General features: G+C 60.0%; 8 protein-coding genes. 1 reads left to right on the forward strand and 7 read right to left on the reverse strand.

Features of this window, described 5'->3' with window-relative positions:
* Positions 1 to 28: 28 nt before the first annotated feature.
* Entirely contained in the window at positions 29 to 757 is a 729-nt protein-coding gene (locus ACILSR_RS19485; RefSeq protein WP_395751471.1) for a sigma-70 family RNA polymerase sigma factor, read from the reverse strand.
* Positions 758 to 852: 95 nt separating this feature from the next.
* Positions 853 to 2127: an efflux RND transporter periplasmic adaptor subunit gene (locus ACILSR_RS19490; protein WP_395751472.1), complete on the reverse strand. Its 1275-nt coding sequence runs from the start codon at positions 2125 to 2127 to the stop codon at positions 853 to 855.
* Between the two features lie 123 nt (positions 2128 to 2250).
* Here ACILSR_RS19490 and ACILSR_RS19495 point away from each other — a divergent pair, with 123 nt between their 5' ends.
* Positions 2251 to 3054 (forward strand): alpha/beta fold hydrolase, encoded by an 804-nt coding sequence (locus ACILSR_RS19495; protein ID WP_395751473.1) that lies wholly within the window; start codon positions 2251 to 2253, stop codon positions 3052 to 3054.
* A 131-nt stretch (positions 3055 to 3185) separates the two neighbouring features.
* Here the strand turns inward: ACILSR_RS19495 and ACILSR_RS19500 are convergent, their stop codons facing one another.
* From ACILSR_RS19500 to ACILSR_RS19520, 5 genes are all read right to left on the reverse strand, one after another.
* On the reverse strand, positions 3186 to 6665 hold the full coding sequence (locus ACILSR_RS19500; RefSeq protein ID WP_395751474.1) for a PAS domain S-box protein: 3480 nt from the start codon (positions 6663 to 6665) through the stop codon (positions 3186 to 3188).
* Positions 6666 to 6723: 58 nt separating this feature from the next.
* Positions 6724 to 7590, reverse strand: coding sequence for an alpha/beta hydrolase (locus tag ACILSR_RS19505; protein ID WP_395751475.1), 867 nt, complete (start codon positions 7588 to 7590; stop codon positions 6724 to 6726).
* Positions 7591 to 7612: 22 nt separating this feature from the next.
* Entirely contained in the window at positions 7613 to 8899 is a 1287-nt protein-coding gene (locus ACILSR_RS19510; protein ID WP_395751476.1) for a hypothetical protein, read from the reverse strand.
* 65 nt (positions 8900 to 8964) lie between these two features.
* Positions 8965 to 9537: a hypothetical protein gene (locus ACILSR_RS19515; RefSeq protein WP_395751477.1), complete on the reverse strand. Its 573-nt coding sequence runs from the start codon at positions 9535 to 9537 to the stop codon at positions 8965 to 8967.
* A gap of 62 nt (positions 9538 to 9599) precedes the next feature.
* Positions 9600 to 15590: an alpha-2-macroglobulin family protein gene (locus ACILSR_RS19520; protein ID WP_395751478.1), complete on the reverse strand. Its 5991-nt coding sequence runs from the start codon at positions 15588 to 15590 to the stop codon at positions 9600 to 9602.
* Between the last annotated feature and the right edge of the window lie 45 nt (positions 15591 to 15635).

The following is a 15635-nucleotide window of genomic DNA, read 5'->3' on the forward strand; positions in this document are numbered from 1 at the left end:
GAATGGAGGTCAAACCTTACCGATTATTTCACCCGCCGAGTGCTGCGAAGAGAGTCTGCATCTCATCCTGCACGCTGGCAGGATCTTCCAAAGTGCCCGCCACTTCGTCCTTCACGCACTGGCGCAGGCGCTTTTTGAGACGATGCACGGCCACACGGAAAGCCTCCACCTTCATACCGCAAACGGCAGCGAGAGCGCCTTGATCGCCATAATTTGAGTCGCCGGTCAGCAGGGGCCGCACGCTTTCAAAAAAATCTCCAGATCCCTCAGCATGACACTCGGTGCGCAGTGCCTGCATGCCCCGCTCCAGCACTGTGACGGCCCACTGCCTGTCAAACTCGGCATCCGGAGATGACACCCGCACATCCGGAACTGCGTGTGCTTCAGGATGATCAAGCGTCACACAAACCAGACCTCCGCCACGCTTCAGCCGTCGTGCCGCATCCCGCTGATTGGCGAGGAAATGCTTCACTGACCCCAGAAGGTAGGAGCGGAACCGACCGCGGCCGCGCTCAGCCGAGTGGATGGTGCCGCCACCGAGCATTTCAGCAAAAAACGCATGGCTCGTCTCCCGTGCCGCATCGGCGTCTCGCAAGACCATGCGCAGGTAGGCCACTACCGGTTCATAATACGCGTCGCAGAGATCTCCCAGCGCCCTGCGCCCGTCTTCAGAGTCCGCCTTGGCCATGGAGACCCGGGTCCAGCGGGTGGTGTGAAACGAAGCGGCTGGGTGCTCGGCTGCGGGTGCTAGGGTCATGGTGATTATGCATGCTGCACAACTGGATGACGTTTGGGAAGAGGAAGCTTACACACAAACTGCAGGCACGGGATGCAACAAGCGGTGCCCGGCCTTCATTTCGGCAGTTCACGCTTCACCACCTTGGTGCCATTCCGCACGGTGTCCGGAGGATGCATGAGGACTTCATCTCCTGCCTTGAGGCCTTCGAGCACCTGGGTGAGCTTGCCATCCGTGCGCCCTGCCTTGACCACCACGGCTTTGGCGCTGCCAGCATCAAAGACAAATGTTTTCCAGTCGCTGCCCTCGCGAAAAAGCGCTCCCGCAGGCACGAGGAGCGTGTCATCGCTGTGCCACACCGCCACGCGCACCTCCACACGGTAGCGATCTCCCAGCGCCTTCAATGCCGGCGTCTGGTCCACAAAGTCACTGAGCACCAGCACGCGCTGCTCTTCGACACCGAGTGCTGACACCTTGGTGAAAGCCGCGGGCTCCACGCGCCGCACGCGTGCTTTCGCAGGCTCATCCCCACCCCACTGCTCCACCGTGACCAGCGCCCCGGGCTTGATGCTCACCGCATCACGCGAGAGGATCTCTGCCTCGATCTCGAGGTCCGTGGCATCGCCAATTTCTAAAATGGGGGCACCAGGAGCCACGATGGTAGCGCTCTCCTGCTGCACCCGCAGCACGACGCCGCTTACCGGTGCACGAACTTCAATCAAAGCACCACCGGCTTCCGGTTTGTCGATCTGCTCCAGGGCAGCCCTGGCCTGGGCCAGTTCGAAATCGGCCACCTGGAGGGCAAACTCAGCGGAGCGCACCTCACGCGTCTTCATTTCAGCCTCGCGCTCAAAGGTGTCGCGATCGGTGGCGCTGATGGTGCCTTTGTCCGTGTTGTTCTTCACCCGATCCCAGTTGGCCTGCGCGTATTTGAGCGAGGTGCGGGACATCTCAACGTCCTCATTGCTGCGGCTGCGGGCTGCCAGTGCTGCATCCACTCGAGCCTGTGCCTGAGTACGGGCCCGGGCATCCAGCAACGGTGAAAGCGCCGGCTCGATGCGGGTAAGCACGGTTTCGCCCGCCTTTACGGCGTCCCCCGGCTTCAAAAGCACGCGCTGCATGCTGCCCGCCACGGGCGCGGCGACGATGTGGCGGTTGCGAATGCGAGTCTTGCCTTCCTCAGAGACATACACCGTCAGCGGCCCCCGGGCGACCAAGCCTGTCTCGACCTCCACCGGGCGGGGCTGCAGGGCGTAAAACATGACGAGCACCAGCGCACCGACCATAGTCCAGAACAGCAGCTTGCGAGACAGGCTGCGGCGGGTAATCGGAGCTTTTGCTTCCCAGGGTGGAGCGGAGGCTTTCGGTGTTTCGGTGGGAACTTCTGGCATGGGTGCACCCACTATGCGCGAAGTTCGTGCAGCGGCAGGTGATTTTTACTTGTCGCGCTGGTGCTTCCCTGTTCAAATTCTGGACTCTTTCCACAACCACGCACAAACCAGCTCCAAAACGCCATGCCCCACGTCGAAACCAACGGAATCAAAATGTTTTACCAAGAACGAGGCAGCGGCGAACCGCTCGTCTGCATCATGGGAGTCACGGCGCCGGGCGGAGTCTGGGATGCACACGCGCAGGCCTGGGAAAAGCATTTCCGCTGCATTCTCGGCGACAACCGTGGCGTAGGCGAAACGGACAAGCCCGCCGGCCCCTACACCACCGCCATGATGGCCGATGACTACGCCGGCCTCATGGACAAGCTCGGCGTCAAGCAGGCCCGCGTGGTCGGCTGCTCGCTCGGCTCCGTCATCGCCCAGCAGCTGGCCCTCCGCCACCCGGACAAGGTGAAAAGCATGATCCTCATGTGTACCTGGGCCCGGCAGGACCGCTTCGGCCTTTACACCTGGCAGCACCTCATGAAGGCGAAGGCGAACATGCGCCCGGAAGATTTCATGCAGTGGATTCAGATGCTCATCTTTACCAAGCCCTGGTTCGACAATGATGACTGCTGGAACAACATGCAGCAGGGCCTCAAAGACGCCGCCACCAATCCCGCCCCGCAGCCCCTCCATGCCACGGAGGCCCAAAGCGCCGCCGCCATGACGCATAACACGCTCAACGAACTCAAGAACGTGAAGTGCCCCACCCTCGTCATCGGTGGCAAGGACGACACCTTCACTCCGCAGTGGATGAGCAAGGAAGTCGCCGCCGCCATCCCCGGTGCCGATCTCCACCTCTACGACAACGCCGGCCACGCTTTCCACTGGGAATGCCTTTCCGACTTCAATCCCCGCACCACCGAGTGGCTGCTGAAGCATTGATCTGACTTAACGAAGCCAGGCAAAGCTAAAACAGGCACGCGTCCCACCCGGGACTGCGTGCCTGTTTTTTTGAGATTCGTCATCCTCCGAGACGGTGCCATCCTGAGCGAGTTGCGGCATCTCCCGCACTTCTACTTCTTCTTCGACGAGTCATACGGAAACCGGCAGGTCACCACCACGCCTTTTTTTGACTTGGCCTTCACCGTCAGCCGGGCGCCGATCAAGTTGGCGCGGTAATCCATCACACGAACGCCGATGCCATTTCTCTCCTTTGCCTTGGACTTTTTCAATCCGGTTCCATCGTCTTCGATGCGCAGTTCGCATTCGGTCTGGCTCACGAGCTGGAGGGAAAGCTTCACCTGCGTCGGCCTGCCATGGCGCAGCGCGTTGTTTACCGCCTCCTGCGCAATTCGGAAGAGATGGGTCTCGATGTCGCTGGACTGGATCACGATGCTGGCATCCACATCGCACACGCAGGGCGTGCGGAAGTTTGTGCGCACGGTTTCAGCCAGAAGCTGAAGCGCACCGACGAGGCCGCGGTACTTCACACTGGTGGGGGAAAGGCCGTGAGACATCCGGCGCACCTCGGAGATGGACTGCCGCAGCAGCTCATGAATGCGCTGAGCCTGCTGGCGGGGCTCGCCCTGAAGGTCGGATTCCAGAGCCTCCAACAGAGAGACGATGCCCGTCATGGTCTGGCCAACACCATCATGCAAATCATGCCCCACGCGTGCCTGCTCCTGCTCCACAACGCGCAGCACCTCCTGCTGCAGGCGATTGCGCTCCGTCATGTCCGTGCCAGTGACGACGATGCGGTCCACGGTTCCATCCGGCTTCAGGGTCACTGTGCTGCGCAGCTCGACGCTGCGCCATTCGCCATCCTTGGTGCGCAGCCGTGAATCGGCGGGCGGATTGGTTTCCCCGCGAAGCAACCGCTCAAAGCGCTCCTTGGAGCGGGCCGTCTCGGCTGCGTCCATCAGTCCAATCTCCCAGGGGGTCCTGCCAACAATCTGCTTTTTGGAGTAGCCCATGGTGGTGTTAAACGCTGCGTTTGCATGCACGAAGCGCCCCTTTAAATCCAGCACCACAATGAAGGCGGATGTGTGGCTCACGAGAGCCTGATTGTAGGCCAGTTCACGGCGATAATTCAGCTCCGCCTGCTTGCGCTCAGTAATGTCCTCCACCACGGCAACGTGACGGACGGGCGGCTCTCCATGCCGCCACATTGGCGAGACGGTGAGATTCACCCATGTCAGCACTCCGTCGGGCGCCATGATGCGCTTCTCCATGTTGAAGCTGAAGATGCGTCCAGCCTTGAGATCCTCCATCTGATTCAAATCATCCGGAAGATCATCCGGGTAAGTGACATCCATGAAGGTCAGCTGCAGCATTTCCTCACGCGTGCGGCGGTTGATCTCGCACATCCGCTGGTTCACACTGAGATAGCGGCCGGTGAGAGTGTGGATGACGGCCACGCCCACCGCAGCCTGCTCGAAGATGGCGCGGAATCCCTGCTCACTCTCCAGCAGCGCCTGCTCCACGCGCTTGCGCTCCGTGATGTCTTCGATCACAGCCACATGACGCAGCGGCGGCTCGCCGGGCAGCCACATGGGTGAGACGGTCAGATTCACCCACTTGAGGCTGCCATCTGGCAGAACATTGCGTTTCTCCAGGTTGTAGCTTCGAACCTTTCCAGCCTTCAAATCCTCCATGCACTGGAACGATTTCGGCAGGTCTTCCGGAAAGGTCACGTCCTTAAAGGTCCGCTGCAGCATCTCTTCACGCGTGAGCTGATTGATCTCACAAATGCGCTGGTTCACGTTGAGAAACCGGCCCGTGGCGGTGTCCATTTCAGCCACGCCCACGGCGGCCTGCTCAAAGACCGCGCGAAACCGCTGCTCACTTTCGCGCAAGGCATTTTCCGCTTTCTTGCGGTCTGAGATGTCCGAGATGGTGCCGGTAATCCGCACCGCCTCGCCCCTCTCATTCCAATCGGCCTCGCCGCGGGTGAGGAACCAGCGATACTCGCCGTTTTTGTTGCTGAGCCGCAGTTCCACCTGATAGGGCACTCGCTGCTCAAAATGCGCCTTGCGCGCGGCCTGCACTCGCGGCCAGTCATCCGGGTGCAGGCGTGACATGAACGACTCCTGATCCTTCCCCAGGTTGTCGGCCTCTGAAAATCCCAGCATCTGCTTCCAACGAGGGGAGAGATAAGTCTCCCCGGTGACAATGTTCCACTCCCACAGGCCGTCCGTCGTGGCGCGCATGGCGCGCGCATAGCGCTCTTCGCTGACTTGCAGCGCCTGTTTGCGCTCCTCATTTTCGATGGCCAGGGCGGCGAGACGTGCCGCGGCTGTGATCGCCTGGATTTCGGCTTGATGGGGCGAATAGACCTCGCGACGGTAGCAGGCGAAGGCGCCGAGCACCTGACCCGCGCCACTGATTATCGGCTCCGACCAGCAGGCCAGCAGCTTGGCTTTTTCCGCGAGTCGATGAAATGATTCAAGGCGCGGCTCCGCCAGAACATCAGGACAAATGACCCGCCTGCCACAGTAAGTTGCCACACCGCAGATGCCAATGTCTGGCGCGATGGGAGTGCCGTCCAGCGCCTTCCGCACATACTCCGGAAGGCTGGGCGCAGCCCGTAGATGAAGCCGAGTGCCGGTTTCGTCCGCCAGCATGATGCTGCAGCGCATGCCAGGATGCCCTGCCTCAATACTGCGCACAATTGCCTCCAGCACGGCCGCGCATGGCGCCCCTTGCACAATGAGCTGCAGGTTGTGCGCCTCGCGCTTCTCGGCCTCCTTGCGTCTGGAGATGTCCTCCAGAGTACCAGTCATGCGTACAAACTGCCTCTGCTCATCACGACTGATGGCCTTGCCACGCCCCATCACCCATTTCCACGAACCGTCCTTGCAGCGCATGCGGAACTCCCGGGCAAAACTGTCAGATTTTTGAACCTGATGATCATGCATGGCGGACTCGATGCCTGGCAGATCCTCCGGATGCACCGCAGCCCTCCAGCTTTCGGTTGTGTCATCCATGGGTTCATCGGAACCGTAACCCAGCATCATTTTGTACTGGCTGGAACGAAAGATTTTGTCGCGGGCCAGCTCCCAGTCCCACACACCAAAGCCCGAGCTCTCAAGCGCAAACTTCCAGCGCTGCTCACCCTCCTGGAGGCGTTGCTCCGCCAGCACACGCTCGGTCACATCACGGCCCACGGACTGGGTTTCGATCAGTTCTCCGCGCGCGTCAAAAAAGCCACGATTGACGAACTGCATCCAACGCATGTTCCCTTTGCCGTCGTAAACGCGGTTCTCGATGACCACGACCGGATTGTTTGGCGAGATGAGCTTCAGCCGTGTTTCGATCAAAGACAGATCTTCCGCCACAACGACAGGCCTCCAGGACCTGCCGATAAGATCATCCCGTTCCTTGCCAAAAAGACGGCAAAACACTTCGTTCACATACGTGAAAGTGCCATCGGGAAGAAAGCGGCAGATCGTCTCCGTGAGATCCTCCACCACCAGGCGATAGGGATCGGCAGCCAGCATCGAAGGCGATGCCGCAGGCTGTGGCTCAGGAGGTCGGGGCTTGCGAGTCTTCATGCTGGCACAGCGCAATCATACCCCTGCATGGCGCACAAGCTATCGCAGAGATGCACGATCAGGGGATGTATCCCATCGACTTCATCCACTCCGCCACACGGTTCGCCCAGTCATTCACCGGACCGCCGCTTTTGCGCATGCCAAAGCCATGCCCGCCCTTTGCGTAAATGTGCAGCTCGCAGGGGATGTTCAGTTTCTTGTACTCAAGGTAAATCAAAGCGCTCGCGCTCGCTGGCCACGGATCATCACCCGCGTGCACCAGGCACATCGGCGGAGCTTTTGCCGTCACCTCAAAACCTGGCAGAAGATGCGTAATGTCCTCTTTGCTAACAAGATAAGCAGGATAAACCGGCACCGCAAAATTCGGCGTCGCATCGTCGACATCCAGCGCGGGGTCCGTCTGATACGTCCGCTCATTCGCATGCAGCGTCGTCATCACGGTCAGATGACCACCCGCAGAAAACCCAAGAATGCCAATGCGGTCCGGCTTCAGGCCCCACTCGGCCGCATGGTGGCGGATGATCCCCATCGCGCGCTGGGCATCTTGCAGCGCCTCACGGCCTGGGTCTTTCGGATCACGCTTTGGCACCCGGTATTTCAGCAGAATGCCCGTCACCCCATGCTGATTGAGGAAATCACACACCATGGAGCCCTCATGCTCATAGGCCAGAATGCCGTAGCCTCCGCCAGGGCACACCAACACGGCGGTGCCGTTGGGCTTTTCCGGTCTAAAAACCGTGATCATTGGATCAGTGACGTTGGTGATGCGCAGCACATCATCCGCCGATTTTTTCGGAATTTCCTTTTCAGCCTCGATCTTCACCCCCGGCTTTTCCGGTGCGCCGCCGGGCCAGAGTTTCACGACAATCGGTTCCGCGGCAAAAACAGAGGTCGAGAAGAATAGAAGGGCGGGAAGAAGCTTCATGGTGCCGCTAATGGAGCGGAAATCAGCGCGCAACGCAAGGCAGCATCATCGCATCCCGCATCCCGTGCAGGATTTTTTTGTCTGCCGGGCAGACCGTGGCCAGCACTCCGCCCAGCGCGGGATCATCATCCTCTTCCGACGTCGCAAAATAATACGGGCAGAGCCGCACCCGGCTCTGCATCGCTCGTGTCGCCTGCCTGGCCTCGTCCCAAGCGGGATGCGTCACCACCTTGGCCCGGTGAAATTCCTGTAACACGAATGGATTCGTTGGGAAACTCGCCAGTGCCTCATCGATCGCCGCACCCCACTGTTCCTGAGACAGGTCGTGACCGATGAACACGCCGCGCGATCCCCAGCCACGCTCCGAAAAACCGCTGATTTTCAGCACCAGCTGACGCTGCTTGCCGCCAAACGATTTCATTTCATGCCAGCTCTGGATGTCGAGCTTCGGCCACACAGCGAAGGGTGGCAGTTCCACCGGATCCACCACCCAGCCCATGGGGATGCACTGCTGCAAGAGCTGCAGGTGCTCCACGCTCAAAGCAGAGCTCCAGTAGGTTTCCAGTGCGGGAGACCAAAACAATGCGAGCCACAGCTTCTCTTCAAGGAAGGCTTTGATCGGCGGGGTGAAGCTCAGTTCTCCGCGCTCCGCCATGCGCAGCATGGCATCGGCGTTCTCCACGTTCGCGAGATCAAACAGTTCAAAAAAACGATAAATCGCCGAGCCGCTCAGCTCGTAGGGCTGCACGTCCCAAGGACGCAGCACGCGGCGGCCCAGCCTCTCGGCCAGCCAGCTCATCTCGGGCAGATAATCGCCCGACTCCCGCGAGATCAAAATGTCCTCGCTCGGAAAAGCGGCCGCAAATCCCTCGATCATTCCTCCGGTGCCACCGATCACGTCCTTGCCCAGTGCTGCATACGTCTCATTCAGCCACGCGGTCAAACCAATGCCACCGGGCAGCGAATCCAGCTCTGAGATCGTCACACCGGTCTCCGTCAGCACCAGGTCCGGGCGCAGCACGCGCGGCAGATCTTCGTGCCAGCGCGGATTGCGGCCGAGATCGAGCACACGCTGCGGCTTTCCCTGATCCAGCAGCTTTGCCACCCAGGGATAGGATTCATCGAAGTACAAGCGGTTGCAGGCCCGCTGAAAAGCACGCAACGCCGGGCCGAGTGAGCGGATCAGCCCCACGGTTTTCTCATCCAGCGCGAATGCTTCCGGCGAAAGCACCCACTCTTTCTCAGCGAAAAAGCCCTGCTCTGGGAAAGAGGCGCGGATATGGGCAATGGATTCAGCGGATGACTTCAACGCTCTTCCTCCGATAGCTGGTCGATTTTTCCTTCATTTGGATGGGGGAGATGAACACAAGGCCCTCAATAATCAAGCCGGCAAAGCCACCAGAAGCCCAAGAGATGTTCGAAGTAGCATGGGCCAAAGCCGGAGGGCTGAAGAGGTTCTGCACCGCTCGGAACATAAGCAAAGCCTGCTGCATCTGTGACAGTATTTTCAACGGTGATCACCAGGGCCTGAGGGCTGCCGTCTTTGGCTTCAGAAACGATTAAATGACGTATTGTGAAGCTACCGACAGCATCTTCACGCCGCTGTTTGAAGATCTCCTTCGGGGTTTTGCCCCGACTTTCTTCCATCTGTGATTCGACATAAGTGGTAAGGGCTGGCCTGCTGGCGAGAAACCGGGGCAAAGTGAACACATGCAGGTGATATGCGAACAGAGATACGCCGATGACCAGCGCATCGCCGCACCAACCAAGTGCCAGCCCCTTTTCGGGAAAGCGCCAAAGACGAACCAACGCAACCAGCAAACGCACGCCGCACCACACGCCGGCGGAGATCGTCAGGCACGAGACAATAATGAGGCCGTCCCATGTAATCTCGGCATCACTGCAGCAGGCAACGCCTGCGGCCACAAGGAGGGTGATCCAGCCCAAACTGGACCACCCAAACCAAGGACGAATCTGTCTGCCCATATGCCCTATGAGAAGAGTGAAGGCTACTTCACCTCCGCCACCTTCGCACCAGGAGATGGCAGCGTGCGAACTCGCTGCGTCGGGCTGAGGCCATACTTGTCAGGCTGATACATGGCCTCGATGCGCGCAGGCGGAGCTACGGTGTCCCCCTCGGCGATGACGCGGGCCAGATACTGCAGGCTGAACTTGCCTTTCGCAGGTGCAAAGTCGGTGAAGAACAGGGCGCGGTCAGTGCGGATTTCACGGTGGTCGCAGAACCATGGCTGGGTCCCGTCGGGCAGTTGGTCGCCTTCGCGTTCGCTTTGGGTGCCGAACTCGGGATTGATGGCTTCGAAGACGGCGGGCAGGGCGTCATCGATGGCGAGGTAGCGGTCACCACCGCCAATCTCGATCTTCAGCGTAACCACCACCATGTCCCCGACGCGGAGGTCTTCCGTGCCGGAGGTCGATCCATCCATGTTCAGCTTTTCATAACTGCGCTCGATGGCGTAGCCTTTGTTTTCACCCGCAAAGTCGCGCTTCGGCGGAAAGCTCCGCGCCTCGATACGCCCATAGATCTCACGACCCGCTGGCAGCTCAACACTGAGCGGCTTCGCGCTCAGCGCCTGATTGAGCGCAAAATTCACGTGCGTGCTGGAGAACCCCGCGCCCAAGTTGAGCGGTACTGCCTGCGTGTCCCAATGACTGGTCGCGGTGAGCGGCTCGCCGACTTTCTTGAGGCTGCGTTCATAAGCGGCCAGCGCGGTCAATGTCCAGGCATTGGTGAAGGTGTTGCCCCATTCCCCGCGACCGTTGCGGGATTGGAGAATCGATACCGCAAGACGCTCCGCATCTTCGGTGAGGCCAAGGTGGGTGTAGCAAATAAGGCGCAGCGCCTTGTTCGCCCCGTTGCCGGCCCAATGACTCCACACCACCGGGCGCGGCGCGGGTGCTGGCGCAGGTGTCGTGGACTTGGCCTTGGTCTCAGTTTTTTTCTTGGACGCGGCGACTTTGGCCTTGCTGTCGGTTTTTTTGGCTTTGCTGTCCGCTTTGGCTGGAGCAGGAGGCTCGACAGGCCTCCAGCCGAGGGTATCCTTGATCTGCTGTTCGGGAGCATTGCTCAGGCACATGGAAAGCGCGAGGTAAAGCCTGGCTGTTTCCGGGAGGTGCTCGCGTTTGCCGAAGAGCAGGGTCTGATAGGCAGGCTCTGGCTTCCCTGCCTTCGCGAGGGTGTAAAGCGCCAGGGCGGAGTCAGTGATGATGTAGAGGTCCTTTTCCTCTTCGAGGCCGCGCAGTTTCTTCGAGAGATATTCGACGAGCTTGTTGATCGCATCCTCCGGGACGTTCGCGCCCTGATCGCGTGCCCGCAGCAGCAGCAGGCCGCCATACGCACTGCCCCACAGACTGGACTCCGTGCCGCCAGGCCAGTAGGCCAGGCCGCCTTCGTCCGTGGTCATTTGCAGAAGCTTGTCCACACCCGCCTGCACGACTCTTGCTGTCTTGCCTCCGCCGAGCTGATCAGGAAACAGCGGCTCGTATTTTCCAAGCGCGAGCCAGGGCATCGTGGCAGACGTCGTCTGCTCCACGCAGCCATAGGGATATTGAAGCACATAGTCCAGCGCATCCCGGGCTTCATAGAGACGGCTGTTGCTGATCCCGAGCGAGAGCGAGCCTTCACCTTCAAGCAGTGCCGGATTGACGTCCTTGATGAGATTCTCCTGCGGCTCATCCGCCTTGAGACGGGTGTAGCTGACATACCTTAGTTCGGGCACGGGATGGTTCACTTCAAAGACAGATTCGGTGCCATCGCTGACAGCCTCGGGCCAGTTCACGCTGCGCGCGCTCCATTTCCACTTTGCAGTGCCTAGCTGCACGAACTGCACCGGGAAGGCCGTCGCCGCAGTTTCACCCCCTTTGATTTGCAGAATGACTTTCTGCTGCTTCGCGCTGCCGCCGGCGTCTGCCTTGAGGGAGGCAGGAATGAAATCGCGCTTGTCCTGAATGAAATTCGCCGTGCCATCAAGCTCCAGCATGACCTCCACAGCCCCTGCATTCGGCGTGGTATTGTGAACGACGGCCTTGACGAGAAACTCATCGCCCAGGCGTGCAAAACGAGGCACTGCTGGATCGACCATGAGAGGTTTGTTGATTTTGAAGGCGGACTCAGAACTGCCAAAGCGGTCCGCTCCATGCGCGGCCACGGCCATGATGCGATAGCGCGTGAGATTGTCCGGAGCGGTGACGCTGGCGCTAAGCCTGCCCTGCGCATCCGTGGTCCCGGAGGCAAGCCACAATGGCGTTACGACGAAGTTTTTGCGAATGCTCATTTCCGGCCCGTTGCCATCCCCGTCCCCGCCGCCTACAACGAATCCCTTGTTGCCGCGATCTCGGGCGCTGGCCTCTTCCGAAAGCAGGCTGTCAAAGGAGGTGAAACTGTCGATGGCCAGTGGCAGCTCAGCATGAAAAAACGCGGACGGGTCCGGCGTCTCGTGCTTCATGAGGCTCAGCACCCCTTCATCGACGGCATAAAGCGTCACATCCGCCCCGGGCACAGCAGCGCCTTTGGCATCCGTGATCGTCGTGGTGATGTTCACCGCCTCCGCAGGACGCACTTCTTCCCGATCAGGCTTCACCGCGAGTTTAAGCTCCCTGGCGTCTGACTCCACGGTGAGAGCGCAGTAGCCCATGCGATACTCCGGCATTTTGTGCTGCTTGGTGCTGGCGGCGGAGCCACGGATGACGATGACGGACACAAAGACGTTCGGGAATTCGTCCTCGCCCAATGGGATGCGGATGATTGGGTTTTCGAGCGTGAGTTCCGTGACAAACTGGCGGTGCAGCTTGTTGCGCTCCAGCGTGACCAGAGCGGTTCCCGCAATGGGCGTTTTGACCACAATGACGGCGTCTTCACCGGGCTTCAGCGTCGTCTTTTCCGGCTGCAAGTTCATGCGATTGCCATCTTCCATCGCCCATGGAAATTCTTTACCGCCGATGGCATAGAACGGCATGCGCGAGAGCACCTTGGTGCCTTTGGCGTCCACTGCCTCGGCTGTCACAAAATAAACACCGCCTGCGGCAGGCGTAAACGCGACTGTGGTCGATGGCGCCGAGCCAGCCGTCGTGGCTTTCAAATCAAGGCTCTGCTTCAACTCCTCGCGCAGCACCACCTGGTCCTTCGTCGTCGAGCCCCCGCCCGCGGTGGCAATCTTGAGTGTGTGGTATTCCTGACGCTCCACTTTGAGATCCACGCGCACATTGCCCGCTGCGGGAGCGCCTTTGGAATCAATCGCCACCACCTCCAGCTGCAGCGCCTTGCCCGCGGTGCCGAAATACTCCGGCCCTTTAAGGCCCAGCAGAAAATCTGCTCCCGGCACTTCAAACTCCGTCGCTGAGCTGATGGTCTGCTCATTGATATCTGTGACTTCCGCATTCACCCGCACACGCTGCGGCAGCGCGGCCCGGTCCGGCGGAGGCTGGGGCATTTCCAGCGTGGCGGTGCCGTCTTCCGCCAGGAAAAGATTGCCGTTTACGAACCACTCGTTTTCAGTTTCGCTATTGGATCCGCCTTCGTAATCGCCATCAGCATCACGATCCTGCCCATAGTGCGACCACGCATCAGCCTCGCCAAAATGATACCGGCGATAGGCCTCCGGTGGTTCGTAATTCCGCTGCGAGTTTGCGCTCCACTGCACTTTGGCCACGGACAACGCCTTGCCCATGTAGTAGTTTGCGCTGAGCGGCAGATGGATGCGGTCTGGCTGAAATTTCAGCGCCTTCGTGTCGAGTTTCACTTCAAACGTGTTTGGCTTGTAGTCGTCAATGCGGAAGGACATGCTGCCGCCGTCATTGCTCTGGCTGTTGCCATTTGCCGACTTCAGATTGATCGAAAGATCATACCAGCCTGCCGGACCGGTCGGCAGCACCAAATCGTCCGCCCACGCCCCGTTCGCGGTAAAGGTGACCGGTTTGTCGATGACGATGCGATAACGTGGATCCCGGACCACCAGACGTCCCTGCGGAGGCGCTGGATCGAGGCTCAAATCGTCGCCGGTGAGGAGACGGGTATGTGCCTTGAAGTGCGCGGTGTCTCCGGGCTTGTAGATCGGCCGGTCAGAGAACACAAAGGTGCGCCGCTGAGGCTGCCAGACGTCTTCATACGACCGCGAGATTTCATACGGCACGCCCACTGAGCTGTCGCTGCACTCGATGACGGCGCAGTCTCCGTTTTTTTCAGCAAGGACGAAGGCCGGCGAGGCGCCCGGCGAGGTGGCGATGCCGCTGGCGTCGGTGTCTCCATAGCCGATGAGCTTCAGATCGCTGTCTACCAGCGTGAGGCGCACACCCGAGACTGGCTTGCCCGTTTCCAGCGATGTCACGAACACCATCGTCTCGCGCCCATTGCTCTTCTGCATGATGCCGAGGTCGGTGAACTGCACCAGCGTCTGGGTCACGACACCTTTCTGCGTGAGGCCGGCGGCAGCCGTGCCCTCCAGCTCGATGAAGAGCGGGGCCGCGGCAAAATCGCCCAGCACCTCGCGCCAGTTCAGTTTCAGGATCTCACTGTGGTCCAAAGGCTTGTTCACCGGAAAGCTGCGGTCAAACACCTGCGTGCCTGGATAGGTCTCGATGGACTGCATCTTGTAGGCCGCCTTTTGCTTGTCGTTGCCATAGTAGGCGCTGCGATAGGCGCGGTATTGGTCGAGAGTTTTGAGCAGTTCGGGGCCGTTGAGGCGTCTGGCACGCACACGCACCTGGGTCACATTGGCGGCGCTAAATTCATAATTCCCGTCCCCCTTGGCAAGCTGTGCATTGAGGAAGGACGGTGCCGCAAGGTAGGGCGGATTCGGGACGAACGTGACTTCGTTTTTGTAGTTCGCCTGCAGCGGCAGATTGTCCCCCGAGGTCATCGCCATGGCCACGGACACGCTGTATTTTTTGTTCACCTCAAACGGTCCGGAGAAGCGCAGAGTGCTGCCGAGAATTTCCACCTTGAGCCCCGCAACCGCCGCCTCGTCCTTGGCCCCGGACGCCTTCTTAATAGTGACGAACGGCGCGAGCTTCTTCGCCAGGGCATCCGTCATCTCCTGTGTCACTTCGTCATTCGTCGGCGGCAGCAGGCGCTTGTTGAAATCGACATCAATGTAGTAGTCGCTGTCAAAGGGCGTGTGCGCCTCGACCTCCCTCACCTCAAACGGCTTGATCTCCCCCAGCTGGACTTCACTGGCAGCGGCGATCTGATTGATGCCCGTGGCATTGCTGAGAGTGGGTGCGATGACCAGACGCCATTTGCCGATGGCAAGCTGGGATTCAGGCTCGACAATGAGCGCGCTCAGGCGTGCGGCATCATCCGCCACGGCAGGCTTGGCTTTGGAAATTTGCTCCGCCCATGTCGCCTGCGGATCGGCGCTCATGCGCGTGAAATCCTTGCCCGTCGCATGCCGCACCTTCGCGCCCACGGTCGCTGGTGGAGTGGCGTCGGAGACGAACTTCATGGACTTCGCTGCTTCGGCGGGCACCACGCTGTCATTGAACTCAAACAAAAAGCGCGGGCTGCGGTTCTGCGCATCGTCATCAAACCACCGCGGATGCTGGTCCACGATGAGAAACCGCGCGCTGTTCACAGAATCCAGCTTCTCGGCCGAAAGCGGTTTGCCCGCGAGATCTGTCAAACCGCTGCGCAGTTTGAAATCATAGCTGGCCGCAAACTTCGGCGCCTGCGTCAAATGATAGTGGCCGCTGCGCGTGCTCGTCCATTCAAACGTCCCCGTCAGTTCCGGCACCACCACCAGCGGCGAAGTGGCCGCCGTCTTGCCGATCTGATCCTTCGCCACCATCGCCGTCGGAAACACGACTTCGATGGTGGATTCCGGCGCGAGTTCCTCAGGATTGATGGTGATGTCCGCATGCAGTTCCTGCACAGGCGGTGTTTTGGCTGGGGCAGCGGTCTTGGCCGGAGCCGCATTGGCCGTGGCAAAAGCGGCAACGAACGCCAGCGTCATGGCTGGCAGCAGCACGAGGCTGAAAGTGTTTTTCATGGCGAACAGTGGGTTCGCCCGGAGATTAGCACGCCACCCGCACGG

Origin of the sequence: Prosthecobacter sp., assembly GCF_044222565.1 — a bacterium.
Lineage (GTDB): Bacteria > Verrucomicrobiota > Verrucomicrobiia > Verrucomicrobiales > Verrucomicrobiaceae > Prosthecobacter.

Bases quoted from the DNA above. Each gene is read 5' to 3' on its own strand.
- ACILSR_RS19485 (WP_395751471.1), bottom strand. From the start codon at position 757: ATGACCCTAGCACCCGCAGCCGAGCACCCAGCCGCTTCGTTTCACACC.
- ACILSR_RS19490 (WP_395751472.1), bottom strand. From the start codon at position 2,127: ATGCCAGAAGTTCCCACCGAAACACCGAAAGCCTCCGCTCCACCCTGG.
- ACILSR_RS19495 (WP_395751473.1), top strand. From the start codon at position 2,251: ATGCCCCACGTCGAAACCAACGGAATCAAAATGTTTTACCAAGAACGA.
- ACILSR_RS19500 (WP_395751474.1), bottom strand. From the start codon at position 6,665: ATGAAGACTCGCAAGCCCCGACCTCCTGAGCCACAGCCTGCGGCATCG.
- ACILSR_RS19505 (WP_395751475.1), bottom strand. From the start codon at position 7,590: ATGAAGCTTCTTCCCGCCCTTCTATTCTTCTCGACCTCTGTTTTTGCC.
- ACILSR_RS19520 (WP_395751478.1), bottom strand. From the start codon at position 15,590: ATGAAAAACACTTTCAGCCTCGTGCTGCTGCCAGCCATGACGCTGGCG.